We start from the raw sequence: 18,590 nt of genomic DNA, 5'->3' as shown, positions 1-18,590 counted from the left end.
TAGCTTGTTCGATACAAATTTTTAACGGCGGGAATTTTACCTGTTTTTAGTCGTCGACAAAACCGTTACAATAAAGCAAATTGAAAATAGCCGAGAAACAATGATGATAAATGCTAAAAAAATTGAAGAAATTGCTAAGCAAGTAACCGATGCAATGCCAGTAAGTTTAAAAAATGTTGCAAATGATATTGAAGATAAGACCAAGACCGTTTTGCAACGAAAGCTTTCTCAGTTAGATGTGGTTACACGCGAAGAGTTTGATATTCAAACACAAGTGTTAATTAAAACACGAGCAAAACTGAGCGAAATGGAAGCGAAAATAGCGGAACTTGAAGAAAAGTTAGGCAAATAATATTATTTTTAGGGAAAAAAATGACGTCATCAAAAATTACTTGTTTTAAAGCGTACGATATTCGCGGAAAGCTTGGTGAAGAGCTGAATACCGATGTTGCTTATAGAATCGGCCGTGCTTTTGCACAACATACTCAGGCAAAGAAAGTGGTGGTCGGTGGAGATATCCGCTTAACCAGTGAAGAACTAAAAACGGCACTCGCTGATGGTTTAATGTCAGGCGGTACTGATGTGATTGATTTAGGCTTAGCAGGTACAGAGCATATCTATTTTGCTACTAGTCACTTAGCTTGTGATGGCGGTATTGTTGTTACGGCAAGTCATAATCCTATTGATTATAACGGTATGAAGTTAGTGCGTGAAAACTCTAAACCGATAAGTGGCGACACGGGGTTATTTGATATTCAAGCCTTGGCTGAGCGTAATGAGTTTGATGAAGTTAAGCAGCGCGGGCAATTATCTAGCCATGATATAAGCGATGCTTATACAAAGCACCTTTTGAGCTATATTGATGTGAATAATCTGGTTAAAGGTCGTGAAAAGCCATTAAAACTGGTTGTTAATGCGGGTAATGGTGCTGCAGGTCCTGCGCTTGATGCGATTGAGTCTGCATTTAATCAGTTGAAGTTACCTGTTGAATTTATAAAAATTCATCATCAACCTGATGGTAATTTTCCTAACGGTATTCCTAACCCTTTATTGATTGAGAACCGTTCAGCTACTAGTGAAGCGGTGCTTGCACATAACGCTGATATGGGAATAGCTTGGGATGGTGATTTTGATCGCTGCTTCTTATTTGATGAACAAGGACAATTCATTGAAGGTTATTATATTGTTGGTTTACTCGCTGAAAACTTTTTAGCTAAAAATACCGGCGCTAAAATAATTCATGATCCTCGTTTGACTTGGAATACCGTTGATATTGTTCAACGCTCAGGTGGTCAGGCCATTCAAAGTAAAACAGGCCATGCTTTTATTAAAGAGCGTATGAGATCTGAAGATGCTGTTTATGGTGGTGAAATGAGTGCTCATCATTATTTTAGAGACTTCTTTTATTGTGATAGTGGCATGATCCCTTGGTTGCTGATAGCCGAGTTAGTCTGTTTAAAAGAGCAGCCATTGTCGCAGCTAGTTGCTCAACGCATTGCCGCCTATCCATCGTCTGGAGAAATTAATAATAAGCTTGAGGATCCTAAAAAGGCGATTCAGCGGGTTTTTGATTTTTATCAACAAGAGGCTCAGGTGATTGATAAAACAGATGGTATTAGTATGGAGTTTGGTATGTGGCGCTTTAACTTGCGTTCGAGTAATACCGAACCTGTGGTAAGGCTGAATGTTGAATCTAAAGGTGATTCAACCTTGATGGAAGAAAAAACACAGCAAATATTGTCATTATTACTAAAAGAAAATAACGAATAGATAATTAGCGATAGGGATAACCTGCTTAGGAACTGAATAAGCAATGATTAAACACAGTGAAGTGCAATATGATTTATAGCTATCACCAACTCAGTTTGCATGAGTTTGAACGCTTATTTAGCGATGCTATTAATCCAGCTAAACAATTTGAACTAACACTACCTTGGTTGAAGGCAACAGCACAATTTATGCTGCCTGCAGGGGCATCAGTTATTGTTCACTGTTTGATGGCAACTGAAACCTCTTCACAAGCTGAACAGCTTATTGTTGCCATACCCTTTATTCACTTAGAACAGGGGAAAAGGTTAAAATCACTTGGCAGCTTTTACTCAACTGTTATTGAGCACTATTATGCTAAACATTATGACGAGTCGAACCATATCAAGGCGTTGGAGTGTTTAGTTAACAATATTTTGCAATCATCTTCATGGCAAACACTGCAAATAGGGCCCATTGAACAAAACTCTGAGTTAGCTGATTTATTTGCCAATGGCGCTTCTGCTAACTGGGCTAGTAAAGTTTTTTCAAAGCAGCATAATATTTATCAAGATCAGTTATCGACGTTTGAACAATATTATGCACAGCTGCCTAGCCAATTAAAAAATACTCTATCTAGACGCGGCAAAAAACTGGCAAAATCTACCTCGTATAATATTGATATAGTTAGTTCTGATGATTTATTTGATCGTGCATTTAATGCCTATAAAGCAGTATATACAGAAAGCTGGAAAGGTGATGAATACAGTTACGACTTTATAGAGCAAGTGTGTCGCTCTGCCTTAGCTAAAAATCAATTAAGACTTGGCATATTATACGTTAATGATAAACCTGCTGCAGCGCAGATTTGGTTTGTTCAGTCTACTAAAGAGATGACAACAGCATCAATCTTTAAGCTCGCATATCACCCCGATTTTCAGCAATTTTCTGTGGGCTCAATTTTATCATTAGCGATATCAGAATATGTATTAAGCCATGATAAGGTTGATATGATTGAATTTGGCATGGGTGATGAATCATATAAACAAGATTGGCTGAAAATGACTAAATCTCGACTTACCCTACAAGTGTTTAATAGACAAAATATACTTGGGCGGGTCAAAGCGATGGTTTATATTTGGTTACCCAAACTTAAGCGTTTAAAACGTTGGTTAAAAAAATAACACTCTTACAAAGGAATAAAAATAGCTCATGACAACCTCGGTAGTGACACAAGTGATTGCGATATTAATGGATACTATCCCTAATTATAAAGCCGACTTTTGGCATGAAGAAACAGAGCTCGTTGGTGCTATTGCTGAATTTGATTCAATGGCTATTGTCACCATTATTGGTGAAATTGAAGACAGGTTTGATGTGATTATTGATGATGAAGATATAAGTGCAGAAAATTTCGCGACTGTTAACACATTAACGCAACTTATTGTTGAAAGAAAATCGTAACTAATGATTAACTTAGTGGCACATTTTTATCAAGGCAAGCAGGGAAAGTTGTTTCGTTTAAGTAGAACGCCTGAAAAAATTAAAGGACATATTTTATATATTTCGCCGCTATTTGAAGAAGCAAACCAAACGCGCCACATGATAACTAAAGTAGCTAATCACGCTTATGATTTGGGGTATCAAAGTATTGTTTTTGATCATTTCGGTACCGGTGATAGTGAAGGCGAGTTATTTCACTGCGACTTAACACTATGGCAACAAGATATTGTCAATCAATTACAAGAAATTAAGCAGCATTCTGACTTACCGATTACCTTGTCAGTAAGTTTGTCTGCAGGGTTACTTTTATGTGCAGAGATACTCTCATTAGTTGAACATGTGCACTTTTGGCAAGTTGAGTTAAATGGTGCACGTTTTGTCCGTCAATTAAAACGCTTAGCTTTAGCCGCAGGTATAGAAAAACGTGACAGAGCTGAACATGGCGTAGTAACCCCTGAAGAGATGATAGCTATTGCTGGTTATGAAATACCCAGTGGTTTACTTCAGCAGTTAGCAGAACAAGATATCAATGGTGCAAATTATGCAGAACAACAATTTGAACTTAATTGTTGTTGGTTTGAATGGACACCTGTAGGGCAGAAAATTTCTGCAGTACGAGAAAAGCAGCTTATTCAATGTCAGCAGGTATTTGCAGAAAAAATTGACTTTCGTCCAATGGAAGAAAGTAAATTTTGGCAAGCAACAGAGTTAGTTAATGCTTCGCAATTATTGACACATTCTATTGAAGTCTTTGATAAGCAGCTTACAAGTAGAAAGGTATCAAAACGACAGAATTCTGAGGTGGCTCTGCAAGTATCTCAAGATAATTCAGGTGGTCATGATGCTTGAGCGCGGTGTGGTATTTCAAAGCCAAGGTAAACAACTTGTTGGTGTATTACATCAACCAATAAAAGAGGCTAGCAAAGGCGTTGTCATTGTAGTTGGAGGCCCTCAAACCCGAGTTGGTAGCCATCGTTTATTCGTCTATATCGCTAGAGCACTCGCTGAACAAGGCATTGCTGTTTTTCGCTTTGATTACTCAGGGGCAGGCGATAGTGAAGGTGAGATAGCTGATTTTCAGGATATTCAGCAGGATATCAGTGATGCCATTGGTCTTTTCAAACAACAGTTGCCGCAACTAAATAATATTACGCTATGGGGGTTGTGTGATGCTGCCTCAGCAATATTGCTTTACCTTGAACAGTGTGAGCATGATTACGTAACAAGGCTTGTACTGGTTAATCCTTGGGTAAGGCAAGCCTCAACACAAGCACAGACCTATATTGAATCATATTACACTCAGCGTATTTTTAATCGAAGTTTCTGGAAAAAGGTATGCTCAGGCAAAATAAATGTACTCAATAGTGTTAAAGAATTTTTACAGTATAAAAAAATGAGTCGTATAGAGTCACGAAATAAGCAAGCCTCGTTTGTTGATTCTATGGAACAAGGACTTTTAAAGTTTAATGGTAAGTGCTTAATTATATTAAGCGGTAATGATTTAACGGCGGATGAATTTAACATATTGCTAAAAACAAATAAAAGCTGGCAGGAAACTTTATCAATAAAATCAAGTGAAACGATAATGATTTCTGAGGCAGATCATACCTTTTCAAACAGTATATTAAAGAGGGAGCTGTTAGCAAAAACAATCGCACACGTGGAGAATGGATAATTGATATAATTAAAAGCAGGTAATGAACTTACTTCTGACTCAAATTGTTTTACAATATTGAGCATTGAATAAACAAATTACGTATTGAAAATAGTTACTTTAAGGACTCGAAATGAAAATAGGGATTATCGTTGGCACTCGTCCAGAAATAATCAAAATGGCGCCGGTTATACGCGAATGTAAAAAGCGTGGTATCGCTCACTTTATTATCCACTCTAATCAGCATTACTCTCAAGAAATGGATAGTATTTTCTTTAAAGAGTTAGAGCTTCCCGCGCCAGACTATAATTTAGGCGTTGGCTCAGGTTTACATAGTAACCAGACAGGCAACATTTTAATTGAAATGGAACCTATTTTACTAGATGAAAAACCTGATGTGGTGCTTGTTCAAGGCGACACCAATACCGTACTTGCCGGTGCGTTAGCGGCTTCTAAGTTAGACATCAAAGTTGGTCATATTGAAGCAGGTTTACGTAGTTATGATAGAACCATGCCGGAAGAGACTAACCGTATTTTAACGGACCACATGAGTGAGTATTTATTTGCAGTAGGGCCTAATCAGCATGCTATTTTAGCCAAAGAAGGCATAGATAATGAGAAAATCTTTACTGTAGGTAATACCGTTTCTGATTCGTTATTTCAGCATTTAGATATTTCTGCTAATACGAGTACGATTTTAAACGACCTTGAGTTAGAAGCGGGCAAATTCTTTTTAGTAACAGCTCATAGAGCATCAAATGTTGATGTATCAGCAAACCTACTTGAATTATTAGCCTTATTTGACAAACTTCATGCGAAATACAGTCAAACTATTGTTTGGCCAATTCACCCAAGAACACAAGCTAAACTAAAAGAGTTTGATATTGAGTTACCAGAATATTTGAAACTTACACCGCCTGTCGGTTATTTAGATTTTATTCAATTACAAAAGCATGCTCAGCTTATTTTAACGGATTCTGGTGGTATTCAAGAAGAGGCCTGTTTACTTGGCGTACCTTGTATTACGTTACGTGAAAACACTGAAAGACCAGAGTCTATTGAAGTAGGCGCTAATGTTTTAGTAGGCCGCGATGCCGACAAAGCGCTAGCTGCTGCAGATAAATGGTTATCTGAAACGAATAGCGCGGCTTTATCTTGGAACAATCCTTTTGGCGATGGTCACGTCGCTGAGTTAATTCTTGATATTATTACTAACTCAACACCGAATACGCTTGAGCAAGAAATCATTTCAAGAAATGAAAGCATTGCGGTTGTAGGAATGGGCTATATGGGCTTACCTATTGCCAGTCTTCTTGCTGAAGCAGGTTATCAGGTCACTGGTGTCGATCTAAATGAAGAAAAAGTTGCAGCAATAAATGCAGCTCAATGCCCTTTTGATGAAGCGGGTTTACCTGATCTTATTTCTAAAGTGGTTTCGCAAGGTTACCTCAATGCGAGTACTAGTATTCCATCAAGTGATACATATTTAGTTGCTGTGCCAACTCCTCATAAAGGTAGTAGCTGTGATCGCAGTTTTGTTTTTAGTGCGGTTGATGCAATAGCTAAAGTCGCAAAAGATGGGCAAACTGTTATTGTAGAGTCAACGATTTCTCCACAAACGAGTTTAGCTGTTGAAGAGCGCTTTAAAGCAGCAGGTATTAACGTTGATGTAGTTCATTGTCCTGAGCGAGCTATTCCTGGACAAACACTTTATGAGCTAGTGCATAATGACCGTATTATTGGTGCAAGTAGTGATACTGCTCAGCAAAAAGTAAAAGGGATTTATCAAAGTTTCGTTAAGGGTGAGGTATTTTTAACCGATCTAACAACGGCTGAGTGTATTAAGTTAGTGGAAAACACTTCTCGTGATGTGGGTATTGCTTTTGCTAATGAATTAGCAGAAATTTGCCAAGAATTAAATGTTGATGTATACGAAGTGATTCGCCTTGCGAACAGACACCCTCGCGTTAATGTGCTTACGCCAGGTCCCGGTGTCGGTGGGCATTGTATTCCAATTGACCCTTGGTTTTTAGTCGAGAATACTCGCGCTGGTGAATTTGTTCGTTTAGCACGAGCGATTAATGATAAACGACCCAGTATTGTTGCCCAACAAACACTTAACTTACTACAAGAAGTGACTTCATCTAAGGAACTACACGGTAAAAAAGTGGGCATTCTAGGAGTGGCATATAAAGCCAATGTTGATGATTGTAGAGAATCACCCGCCGAAGATGTGTTAGCTCATTTTGAGCAAGCAGGTGTAGAAGTTAATTATCACGACCCGTTTGTTGAACATTGGCGTTGTGCTAAAGCTGATAGCATTGAGCAACTTGATAGCTGGGCTGATGTTCTCATATTAGTTACAGACCATCAATGTTATAACAATTTGCACGTAACAAGCCCACTGTTAAACACTAGGGCATAATAAAACAAACCCATTAAAATAATTTAATGGGTTTTTTATTTTATTCTACAATAAGGCCACTGGCTAAATTTAAGTTATTAAGGAAGAGAAATGAAATTTGTGAAGGCAACGGTATGTTTAAGTGTTTTATTAGCACTATCAGCATGTGGTGAGACAGAAACCGTAGAAAGTCATTTAACCAGTGCGAAAACGTATCTTTCCCAAGATAAAGTTAATGAAAGCATCATAGCATTAAAAAATGCTATCCGTATTGATGTTAAAAATGCTGAAGCAAGGTTCTTACTGGGTCAAGTATACTTAAATTTAGGTGATGGTGTTGCTGCAGAAAAGGAGCTTTCTCGCGCTAAATCACTAGGCTACCAAGGTAAAGAGCTAATCCCCTTATTAGCTCGAGCATTTATTTTAACGGAAGCTGATGATGACGTGATTGCACTTTCTGAACAAGCTAGCGCGCTTGATAATGAACAGCATAGCCACTTTTTAGCATATAAAACCCTAGCGTCACTACGTAATGAAAATGTTGAATTAGCCAAAGAAACGGTTGCGCTTGCTGAATCTCTGACAGCTCAAGGCAAATATAGTCTTTTAGCCAAAGCATACTTGAAGCTTGCTGAAAATGAGAATGAAGATGCAGAGGCTCTAGTGCAAAAAGTGTTAGCAATAGATAACACCCAAGCTGATACATTAATGTTGCAAGGACAAATTGCAACAGTAATGAAAAACTACTCATTAGCTAGCGAGAGTTTTAAGCAATACATAGAACAACAACCACGCTCGGGAATTGTGCAGCTTTTACTGGCTGATAGCCTCCTTAAAGCAGGAGAGAATGAAGAGGCTGAAAAGCTTGCTGATGCTATTCTTGCCAGGGTAACTAATCAACCTTTTGCTCTTTACATTAAAGCAATGGTTAGATTTGAAGCGACTGATTATCGTGTTGCCAGTGAGCTAGCCGAACGCGCATTATCAAATAACTTTAATCAATTTAGTTTGAAGCTAGTAGCTGGAGCGAGTGCGTTTTATTTGAATAACTGGGAGCAGAGCTATAACCACTTAAATAGTATCGTTAAGTATTTGCCTAAAGAGCATCAGGCAAGAAGAATGTTAGCGGTAAGTCAGCTAGAACTTGGCTTAGTTGATGAAATAAGCACAACCTTAGGCGACATAGAAAGTGTTAATGATACCGACGCACAATTTTTGTCTTCATTAAGCTTTAAATTACTTGAACTCGGCGCGACCGAAGAGGCTAAAAAATTACTGGCTCAAAGTCAAAGTAAAGAATCAGGTGATGCGACTCAAAATGCTCGACAAGGCATTTTAAAACTTATGATGAATGACCCTTCAGGGATGCAAGACTTAAAAGAAGCGGTACAAATAAACCCTGAATTTGTTGAAGCTGAATTAGCCCTTGCATATGCTGCTTTACAAACAAATGATGTAGAGCAAGCCAAGAATATCGCGCAAAAGTGGCAGAATAAGTACCCTGATAAAGCTGGCGGCTTTAACTTAATGGCGAGTGTACATATTAAACTTGAAGAGTTTTCACAAGCTGAACAGTTACTTGAGCAAAGTTTAGCTAAAGAGAGTAATAACCTATTTGCTTTAACAGAACAGTTGCGTATTGCTCGAATTCAAAAAGATGACGCTTTAAGTAAGCAGCGTGTAGACAATTTAATTAATGTATATCCAGAACATAATAAAGCCCTTAGGCACTATTTTGGTATTTACAAAAATGAAAAAGCATTAGCAAAACTTGCTGCTGCATATGAAGCTGAACCAAAAGAATTACAAAAAGCCCTTTTATACAGCGAGGCATTGCTTACGCTTAAGCAAGCAAAAAAGGCTCAAAGTGTTCTTGTTAACTTTGAAAATGATAATAAATTGCCAAAGCGTTACTGGCAAGTTGCAGTTTTAACCTATAAACAATTACAAGAGCAAACAAAGGAGCAATCGACACTTGAAAAATGGATGAAGCAAAGTCCATATCATATTGAGCCTGTTATTTTGCTTGCTGACTCTTATGCAAATCAACGCAACTATGAGCGTGCTTTAAATATTGTTAACCGTGGTTATGAACATCACCCTGACAATCTTATTCTACAGATGGTTAATATGCAGCTATTACTGAATAGTAAGCAACTTCAACCATCAAAAGAGTTATATCAAACGCTTGCGTTACGTGAAATTGAAGAAAATCTAAAGCAAGGTTTTTTAGGTAGAATACTTATGCTTGAAGGTAAGTTTGTCCAAGCGGTACCTAAAATGGAAAATCTTTATCAAGCATATACAAACAGTCAGAATGCTATTTATTTAGCTGCTGCTTATATGGGAAATAATGAAAGAGATAAAGCGCAAAATCATTTAGCAAACTATATTAAAACTAATCCTAATGATGCAAGAGTTAAAGCCTTATTAGCAAACCTATACTTAGGTGATAATAACGATAAAGCGCTTGGTTACTATGCTGATTTAATAAAAAGTCAGCCTAATAATGTCTTAGTAAATAATAATCTTGCTTGGTTGTATTTAGAGCAAGGAGAGTTAGATAAAGCATTATTACATGCTGAAGCTGCAATAAAATATGGAGAAAAAATCCCCAATGTGCTCGATACCTACGCGAAAATTTTACTGAAAAAAGGAGATCTCGCCGGTGCATTAAAGCAGTCGAGCAAAGCAAGTAATTTAGCCAAAGGTCAAGATGTAGACATAGAGCTTAATTATGCTGAAATCTTAATTGCTAACAGTCAACAAAGCGAAGCAAGAAAGGTAATAAACGATCTTGAAACCTTAACAGCTGCTCAAAATGAAAAGAAAGCGGAATTGGTAAAACGACTGTAACAAGAATTATGACGCTTTGTTTTTATGTATAGCGTCACTAATTAATTATTGTTAATAAATAGGTCGCTAATTAAAAAATCACCTATAAAAAAACCACTCAGTGAGTGGTTTTTTTGATCATACAAATAATATTATTTTAAGTTTGCGTAGTAAGCAGCAATATTAGCGATGTCATCGTCGCTAAGCGCCATAACCATTGGCTTCATGGTTGGATCATTACGTTTACCAGATTTAAAGTCTTTAAGCTGCTTAACTAAGTAAGCTTCTTTTTGACCTTTAAGGTTAGGGTACATAGGAACCATAGAGATACCATCAGTACCGTGGCAAGCTGCACACATTCCTGATTTTTTCTTCCCTTCTGCAGCATCGCCAGCGTAAGCTGGAGAAGCCATAACTAGAGTTGCTGCAACAGCAAGCACAAGTTTTTTCATAGTTATCACTCTCTTTTGTTGATTTCAGGCATTATGGAGCCAATTACATAGCACCATAAAATTAATAATACTCACTCGAGTATATGAGAAATATTCCAATATGTCGTTGTTTTTTTCTATTACAAATGATTAATATCAAACTTTATTTAGCGGCTATGCTCGTTAGTGTAAGTTTAACGCCTTAATAAAAAATAAAGTTGTATCATAGGGAAGTAAATAGAACTTGGTATAATTTAATACTTACAATTTATAGGGTTATAAGCAATGGCTGACCAAAAAGATATATCGATGACAATTAAAAGTATAGAGCTAGTTAGTGAAAATATTATAATTTATTACTGTAAATATTGGTATCAAGAAGATATTCCATTCCTTATAGAGCAACTGCTTTATATTGCTGATGCTTTCGAAACAAAAGAAAATATTATTGGTGCTGATAGAGAAAGTTTCAGAGTATCTTGGCAAAATAAAGCACAGTTTGTTATTAATTTTGATTACTATAGTCAATCTTGCTGGATTGAAAGTATCGATGAATCAAGTAAAGAGTTATTAAATCGAGTCTATGAACAATTAGAACAATCACTTTTGCAAAGAGGCAAACTCGTAAGGTAAGAACAACAGGAAGCTGTATGAAGAAAATACTCATAAGTCGTTGCTTTTTAGGTGAAAAAGTACGCTACGATGGCAAAGGGAATTTGTTAAATAACACAATTCTTCACCAATGGTTATCCGATGGTCGTTTAATAGCTATTTGTCCAGAAGTGGCAGGTGGTTTACCTATTCCTAGACCAGCTGCTGAAATTCAACAGGGAAGTAACAAGGTGATAACACGCAACGGAGTCGATGTTACCGACGCTTTTCTAAAAGGCGCAAAAAAGGCCCTAGAGTTATGTCACCAGCACGATATTCGCTATGCTTTATTAAAGGAGTCTAGCCCCTCATGCGGGAGCCATAAAATTCATAATGGTCACTTTGAGAATATTAAAATTAGCGGACAAGGAATCTGTACCCAATTGCTAACCGCTAATGGAATTAAAGTATTTTCTGAGGAGAACATTGAACAGCTAATTGCAGTGATAGAAGGAGAGTAAACTTTTGACTCTTCATTACAAAGTAAGCAGAAAAATAGCTTGAAGGTCTGACCAGTTAAAGTCACAATATGAGCAAAGCTAATTAAAGAGAGTATTTATGCCTAATCGATTGAGCCGCATGGTTAAGAAAATTAACAAGTTTTCACCTCAATTTATCAAACCTTGGTTACTTACCAAGCTTTTTTGCTCGCAAGTGAAGTATGCAAACACGACTGGCATTAATATTACTGAGATTTCTCATAGTAAAGTTGTCATCAAGTTAGCAAATAAGAAACGAGTACAAAATCATATCGGTGGAGTGCATGCGGTGGCAGCAGCATTACTAGCAGAGTCAGCCTCAGGTATCGTTTTTGGTATTAATTTACCAAGTAGTCAGTTACCTTTGCTAAAATCAATGAAGCTTAGTTTTAATCGAAGAATGCAAGGCGCATTAACAGCAACAGCAATCTTAACACCTGAACAGCACGCTGAGATTAAGAACAAAGAGAAAGGCGATATGTTTATATCGGTGATAATTACAGATGAATCGGGTGAGGCACCAATAGAATGTGAAATGGATTGGGCTTGGGTTACTAAAAAGTAATTATTTGCAATGTGATGACTGAGATAAATAAGTTAAACTATTATTAAGGGATTGAACGAACAAATAGTTAACTTATGAAAAAAAGTAAGGAAGGTGAAGATAGCCTTCATAATAATAACCAAACTCAATCTGAGTTTGAAAATGGTCAATTATTTCATCAGCTGTTTTACAGCAAGATATTCCTAATATTCGCTGTATTTATCATCACATTAGCTTTATTACTCTCTCAAATTGTTCATCAAGAAAAATACCGAGAGCTTTTAGTCAAGGAGCAAATTAATCCGTCAACAGCATTAATCAAGCAAATTCAGTTACTGCATAATCAAGAAGCGCTTTTAGAGCAAGTTATCAATACAACTGAATTAACTGTGCTCGCAGAAAAACACGCGCAGTTAATGGCGGGTAATCAAAAATTAACGAAATTAGCAGGTGACTACCAGTCGCAATACTTAATATGGCAAAAGCAATACCTTGATAGTGACAAACTATTGCAAAGGCTTGTAAAAGTTCGGTTAAGAAATCAATCATTAAAGCAAAATGTTATTAGTACCATTGAAACATTGTTACAGACAGAGTCTGGTAACAAGGATAATTCTAGTGCAATTAATGAAAACAAAACTCTAAATCAAGATTATCAAGCATTGCAGTCTATTTTACAGGGTTTTCAAAATCTAAACTTTCAATCAACACCACAATATTTTAGTAAATTACGTACAGAAATAGAGCAATTATTAACGGCCATTGATCAAGCTGAATATGAGTTATTTGATCAAGCATTGCTGGAAACCTTAGAGCAGTTGCTAACGGGTCAAGAAAATGTATTGGCGAAATGGCAGGGTTATTTACGCTTATCGCAACAGTATCAACAGTTTATAAACAAACAAATAAGGCAAGTTCAGCAAGTTAACGCTGAATTAATGACCAGCCAAGTTCCAGATGTTATGGCAACTGCTTTGGTCGCAAGCCCTTTTGAAAGAGTGCTTCATCAATTTACTGCTGAATTGCCAAAATCAGTAATATATTCTGTCTTGTGGTGGGTTACAGCTGGATTATTGTTGTTGGCAATATATTTTTGCTACCGATTATCTGAGGCGATAAGAAAAAGAATGCAACAGCTGGTTAATTATTCTCAGCAAGCGATATCAGCGAACCCTACCAACATTGATTTTGGCTCATTGAGCTATGAAGAAGAACAATTACTACATACCTTTGATGAGGTAAAAAATATCAGTCAACGTGAGATTGAATATAAAGAACTGGTTAAGTTACACGATAAGGTAATTGTGCAGTTGGCTGAGCAGTCAACGCGTGTGAGTCAACTTAATGAGCAAGTTGGTTCAGAAAAAGAGCAACAACAAAAGGTTCTACAGCAACAGTTACGGGTACAGCAAAGTCAATATCAATACTTGCAAAGGGCTATTGAGCAAACTCGAAGCCATTTAAGCGCTCAAATATTAAAACCTCAAAAATTAAATTTAATAAAGTGCTTCCAGCAAATAAATCAATGGCAATTAATAAATGCTTTGATCCTTGAAGAGAGAGTTCTTAAATTAACGGATGTGAATCTAGCCTCTGAATTAAATGTAACTTTGTTGAATGAATACCCAATTTTGCGTCAGGGTAAGCACCAACTATCGCTCAAAGTTAGTGACCAAATTGCGACTGAGGTTAAATTAGATATTCAGGTATTCTCTCAATTAATACGTTGTTTTGTTGAGTTAGTTACTAAAGAGCAAACAAGTAACCGAATTGAATTATCACTTCAATTAAAAGATAAAGATTTTGCACAGCAAAGAGTTTTGGTGACAGCGAATATTGTCAGTAAGAATAAAGCTAAAGGGTTACCACTTGCTCTGCAAAAGCTACAAGACGTCGGGCAATTAACACCAGAAGATGCGCTTTCATATCACTATGATTTACTTTTGAAAAAATTACATGGCTCAGATACAGAAATCATATTGACTGAATTAGGCTACCAATGTCGATTTACATTACCTCTTGCTTCAGTAGGCGAGCCAAGCCGAATTCAAAAAAATACTAAAGTGAATGAAGAGGGGGGGCCGCACTTAGATAGCATGAAAGATTTGCTTGCTGGAAAATCACTAAAGTCATTATTACAATCTAAAGAAAAACAGCCCGTTAAACCATTTAGTTTATCAAACATTGAAGTTATCTTGGCTGTAAAAGAACCACAACATTACATAAATTTGTTTGCCCAGTTACAGTGGTTAAGTTGTCATGTTCACGTGGTTAATCATGAGACGCAAATGTTGGAACTATGGCAGTCAGGTTGCTTTAATATAGTAATCACTGAGTTTGATACTTCGCTATTATCACAGGAGCTTAATAAACATAAAAGGTTAGAGCAATCGTCAGCGAAAGTTATTTTGAATATTGCTAAGCAAATCGAGATACAAGAATGTAAACAATCAGGTTTACCTAATGCATGGCAGTTGCGGAAAATTACGCCTGACATTCCTTTAGAAGAGTTATGCTGCCACTTATCGCCGTGGTTTGTTTCTGAAAAAGTAGAAGGACAAGCTGTTGATGCTACACAAGCAAAAAACACAACAAAGCAATTAGCAAAAAGTGCTAAAAATAGTTCAGTAAAGAATAAAAAATCACAGGTAGCGTTGAGTAAATTGACAGATAAAAATCAAGCATCTGAAACATTTAATTTAAACCGATATATTAAACATCAAGGCTCTGCGGAGTTAGCTTTTTACATGTTAGACGAGTATTTGGTAGATAATCATCTCTATTTCTCTGCCTTATCGGATGCGATGAAAAAGCATGAAAAAAATAAGGCTCAAGTGGCAATAGATGAGTTAATGGTAAATGCTAAAATATTGGCAGCAACAGAGTTACAGCATATGTGCGAACATTGGAACCAGTTACTTTCAAGCGAATTGAAATCAATAAAGCCTGCATTAGTTACGAAATTATTATCAAAAACACAACAAGCAATTAATGTACTTTCGCAAAATGCTCAGCAACTTAAGGTGAATAGTTAAGTATTTTAAATGAGACATTTATTTATCGAATTAAGGCTCTATAATGAGCCTTTTTTACTCTGTTGAAAAGGGACTTCATGCTCAACCAAAAAACACTTCAAAGCTTATTGGTTTTTACTGAAAATCAACGACCAGCACCAAGCTTTATTCTTATTTATATTTTCACTTGGTTAGCTTGGCATAATCAAATTATTACCACTTTCGTTCAAGCAACAGGGGATTTTTGGGATAAAGCGAATGCGGCAGTGTTTGCGCTTGATGAGAACCAGTATATGTTGGTTTTTCTCATCACCTGTTTGATTTTTATTTTTCGTTTGGCATTTGCTTTTTTAACATTTAAATCACGTGAAGCATTAAATAATACTGATGAAGAATATACTAATGCGAGAGAAGACCAACACTTTGAACAAAATAAAGATATTCAAAACCTGTTAGCCACGTTAGAGACGACAAAAAAACAGTTACAAGCCTCAAAAGATCGAGAAAAAAAGAGCATTGAAGAAAAGAATGAGGCTATTCGAAAATCACTTACTTTGCAGCAAAAAGTAGAAGAATTAGAAGCTGATCTTACCCTTGCTTCACAAAATAAATAAAAGATTCAGCTAAATAAAGGGCCGTTAATTTGTATAATGCTTGAAATTAAAGCCTTTTTTAAACTATTTACTTATTAGTTTTAATTACCGCAATTTTTTATCGCGGTAATTAAGCTCAAGTTTTTCAAAGAGTATTAATCTACTTTTTTAACTCATTTGTTGAATAAACTTGGCATAATGGCTATCACCTTTGGTAATGTGTTGAATTACCCAGTCATTTAGGTAGGAAATATCTGCGCTTATATCTCTATTAATATTCTGTTTTACCATTTCTTTATGCTTAACAAGGTCATTGAGTAGTTCTTGATGATGCTTTTTGTGCTCTTCTGATTGAGGGTAACCATGAGAATCCATTAACTCTTCTTCCCATTGAAAATGCACTTTAGTGTATTCAACTAAAGCATCTAATGCATTGGCTACTGCGGCAGGGCTACGCTTTTTGGTAGACATGATATGTACGTTATTCATCATTTCAACCATTTTTTGATGTTGACGATCCGCTTCATCTATACCGATAGAAAATTTATTTTCCCAATGCAGTAAACGTATTTTTTCTTCATTTTTATTGAAGAGTGTTTCGTCAATATTATATCTTTGTATGACTAATCGCATTTCTTTAGACATTGCGGATAAACGTGACCCCGCCATTGCTAGAGTTTTAGAGCCTTGTGCTGATTCATTAGCAACGTCACTTATTGTGACTATACTTTGAGCTATTTCTTCTGATACACATGACTGCTGCTCTGCCGCTGTTGCAATTTGTAAGCTCATATCATTGATTTCAGACACTGAAGATTCAATAGTGTTTAATGCTGCACCTGCTTGTTCAACTTGTGCTACGGATTGATTAGCAAATTTTTGGCTTTCAACCATATTTGTTGAGACAGAGGTAATGCCAGATTGAATCAATTCGATCATACTCTGAATTTCAAATGTAGAATCTTGTGTACGATGTGCTAAAGTTCTTACTTCGTCAGCAACTACAGCAAAGCCTCTCCCTTGTTCACCCGCTCTTGCTGCTTCTATAGCTGCATTGAGTGCTAGTAAGTTAGTTTGATCCGCAATACCTCTTATAACATCTAAAATAGTAGTGATATCATTACTATTTTCTTTTAGTGCGACTACTCCTTCAACAGAAGTATTGATATTCTCAGCAAGTTTATTAATAGCCTCAATAGTCGTTTGAATAACTTGTCCACCATTCTTAGCTTCTTCGCTTGCCTGCTTTGAAGATAAAGATCCTAGCTCTGTGTTTTTAGCGACTTCTTGAACTGATGCGCTCATTTCGGTTACAGCTGCTGAGGTAACTGCTAACTCTTGTGATTGAGCATCCATGCCTACGGCGGTATTCTTACTTGCTTGTGCTATTTCTTCAGCAGCTGAAGCGATGGAAAAACTCGATTCTCTTACTGCGATGATAGAACGACTTAGTCCATCCGTTATTTCATTAATACTTTCAGCAATAACTTTTAATTCATCTTTGGTTTTCAGTTCAAGTCTTACATCAAGTTCACCATCACAAATTGAATGCGATGTTTTGATCATTTCATTAAGGTTATATTTTATGGCTAAATAAATCCCTATATAGGCATAAATAAGCAGTAGTGTAACAACAACTATTATCGACAAGTAAAAGTTAACATTAATTTTTGCCGCACTGATTTGTGCGTTCATTCTTTGCTCTAGTACTGGTTGCATTGCATCGAATAGTATTAATAAAGATGAAATAGTTTCACTACCTTTTTCAAAGAAAGCCGTAGGTTTAATGTTCACAGTGTTAGCGTCAACAATCTCATTTTTAGCTAATAATAAATAAGCATTTAATTTATTCGATGCGTCTTGATACTTTTGATTTAATTCATTGCTTAACTCAGGAGATGCTTGAAAAAGATATTCAATATCTTTTTTTAAATTAAGGGCATTACGTGTATTTGATAACGCAGCTATTTGTAATTTATTATCTGTAGTAAGGGAATTTGAAGCTAATATTCCTGATCCTTTTCCTCGTAACTTACCAAGGGATTCTATTTGATTGGGTAGTGTATGAAGTAAACTATTAATTAAATAACTATTTGTAGGATCACTCGCTTGGAGCATTTTACCTTGTCGACCAACAGTATCCATGAAATCGATAATATCAGTGATTAAAAGTGTATAGCGAGAAAATATTTTACTCGCTTCTCCTGAGAAGGCTTCAGTTTTTAATATTCCCCAACGATTATGTAACTCCTTTGGAAAATGGTTCGTGTTTAACTCATCGCCCAATTCGGTATCTTTTTTTAGTAATAATGCAAAGTCATTTTCGACGGTGTTACGTTTTTCTTCTATTTTTTTATTCATCGCCTGTTTGACTGAAGCATCACCATGTAAAAATACATTAGTCATACCTCTTGTTTGGGCAACATGCTCAACGAGTTTTCTTAAAGGAATTATATACTCGGAAGCTTTAAGGGTGTTTTCTGCTTGATCTATTTGTTGCCATTGAGTTTGAGATAGAACAGCGTAAAAGAAGATTAGAGGGATGATACATAATAATGAAACAACTAAAAATTTTGCTTTAAAAGACAGATAATTTGATATTTTTATCGCGGGTATAAACAAACTATTCATAAAAATCCTTTTTGAATTTATAGCATAATTGAACAATTATTTAATAATAGCTCTTAAAAAAAATTAGATAAAATTTAATTATTTAGAAGTGTAATCCAGAAAATG

15 protein-coding genes are annotated in these 18,590 nt (G+C 36.2%); 13 read left to right on the top strand and 2 right to left on the bottom strand.

Features of this window, described 5'->3' with window-relative positions:
- The first annotated feature begins 103 nt into the window (after positions 1 to 103).
- The 8 genes from D1094_RS11315 (at position 104) to prsT (ending at position 10,163) form a co-directional block, all read left to right on the top strand.
- Entirely contained in the window at positions 104 to 352 is a 249-nt protein-coding gene (locus tag D1094_RS11315) for a ubiquinone biosynthesis accessory factor UbiK (protein WP_118960411.1), read from the top strand.
- A 20-nt stretch (positions 353 to 372) separates the two neighbouring features.
- On the top strand, positions 373 to 1,770 hold the full coding sequence (locus D1094_RS11310) for a phosphomannomutase CpsG (protein ID WP_118960219.1): 1,398 nt from the start codon (positions 373 to 375) through the stop codon (positions 1,768 to 1,770).
- A 68-nt stretch (positions 1,771 to 1,838) separates the two neighbouring features.
- Complete coding sequence (locus D1094_RS11305; RefSeq protein WP_118960218.1) at positions 1,839 to 2,930, top strand: GNAT family N-acetyltransferase; 1,092 nt, start codon at positions 1,839 to 1,841, stop codon at positions 2,928 to 2,930.
- Between the two features lie 28 nt (positions 2,931 to 2,958).
- Complete coding sequence (locus D1094_RS11300) at positions 2,959 to 3,210, top strand: acyl carrier protein (RefSeq protein ID WP_118960217.1); 252 nt, start codon at positions 2,959 to 2,961, stop codon at positions 3,208 to 3,210.
- Positions 3,211 to 3,213: 3 nt separating this feature from the next.
- Positions 3,214 to 4,098 carry a hypothetical protein gene (locus D1094_RS11295; protein WP_118960216.1) on the top strand — a complete coding sequence of 295 codons (885 nt, stop codon included), beginning with the start codon at positions 3,214 to 3,216 and terminating at the stop codon, positions 4,096 to 4,098.
- A complete protein-coding gene (locus tag D1094_RS11290; RefSeq protein WP_118960215.1) occupies positions 4,088 to 4,924 on the top strand; it encodes a hydrolase 1, exosortase A system-associated in 837 nt (278 codons plus the stop codon). Before D1094_RS11295 ends, D1094_RS11290 begins: the two co-directional genes overlap by 11 nt.
- A gap of 112 nt (positions 4,925 to 5,036) precedes the next feature.
- Positions 5,037 to 7,328, top strand: a complete 2,292-nt coding sequence (gene wecB, locus D1094_RS11285) for a non-hydrolyzing UDP-N-acetylglucosamine 2-epimerase (RefSeq protein ID WP_118960214.1) — start codon at positions 5,037 to 5,039, stop codon at positions 7,326 to 7,328.
- A 90-nt stretch (positions 7,329 to 7,418) separates the two neighbouring features.
- Positions 7,419 to 10,163, top strand: a complete 2,745-nt coding sequence (prsT, locus tag D1094_RS11280) for an XrtA/PEP-CTERM system TPR-repeat protein PrsT (protein ID WP_118960213.1) — start codon at positions 7,419 to 7,421, stop codon at positions 10,161 to 10,163.
- Between the two features lie 131 nt (positions 10,164 to 10,294).
- Here prsT and D1094_RS11275 read toward each other — a convergent pair whose 3' ends face one another.
- Entirely contained in the window at positions 10,295 to 10,594 is a 300-nt protein-coding gene (locus tag D1094_RS11275; RefSeq protein ID WP_118960212.1) for a cytochrome c, read from the bottom strand.
- Between the two features lie 264 nt (positions 10,595 to 10,858).
- Between D1094_RS11275 and D1094_RS11270 the strand changes: the two genes are divergently transcribed.
- The 5 genes from D1094_RS11270 to D1094_RS18925 all read left to right on the top strand — a co-directional run bounded on the left by D1094_RS11270 (position 10,859) and on the right by D1094_RS18925 (position 15,875).
- Positions 10,859 to 11,206: a DUF3630 family protein gene (locus D1094_RS11270; RefSeq protein ID WP_118960211.1), complete on the top strand. Its 348-nt coding sequence runs from the start codon at positions 10,859 to 10,861 to the stop codon at positions 11,204 to 11,206.
- Positions 11,207 to 11,223: 17 nt separating this feature from the next.
- Positions 11,224 to 11,685: a DUF523 domain-containing protein gene (locus D1094_RS11265; protein ID WP_118960210.1), complete on the top strand. Its 462-nt coding sequence runs from the start codon at positions 11,224 to 11,226 to the stop codon at positions 11,683 to 11,685.
- A 97-nt stretch (positions 11,686 to 11,782) separates the two neighbouring features.
- Positions 11,783 to 12,268 carry a DUF4442 domain-containing protein gene (locus D1094_RS11260; RefSeq protein ID WP_118960209.1) on the top strand — a complete coding sequence of 162 codons (486 nt, stop codon included), beginning with the start codon at positions 11,783 to 11,785 and terminating at the stop codon, positions 12,266 to 12,268.
- 74 nt (positions 12,269 to 12,342) lie between these two features.
- Positions 12,343 to 15,282, top strand: a complete 2,940-nt coding sequence (locus D1094_RS11255) for a hypothetical protein (protein WP_118960208.1) — start codon at positions 12,343 to 12,345, stop codon at positions 15,280 to 15,282.
- Between the two features lie 77 nt (positions 15,283 to 15,359).
- Positions 15,360 to 15,875, top strand: coding sequence for a hypothetical protein (locus tag D1094_RS18925; protein ID WP_259337920.1), 516 nt, complete (start codon positions 15,360 to 15,362; stop codon positions 15,873 to 15,875).
- A 147-nt stretch (positions 15,876 to 16,022) separates the two neighbouring features.
- Here D1094_RS18925 and D1094_RS11245 read toward each other — a convergent pair whose 3' ends face one another.
- Entirely contained in the window at positions 16,023 to 18,485 is a 2,463-nt protein-coding gene (locus D1094_RS11245; RefSeq protein WP_118960207.1) for a bacteriohemerythrin, read from the bottom strand.
- Positions 18,486 to 18,590 lie beyond the last annotated feature (105 nt).

Origin of the sequence: Colwellia sp. RSH04 (assembly GCF_003545765.1) — a bacterium.
Classification (GTDB): Bacteria; Pseudomonadota; Gammaproteobacteria; order Enterobacterales; family Alteromonadaceae; genus Colwellia.
This window is presented reverse-complemented; position numbering and strand designations above follow the sequence as displayed.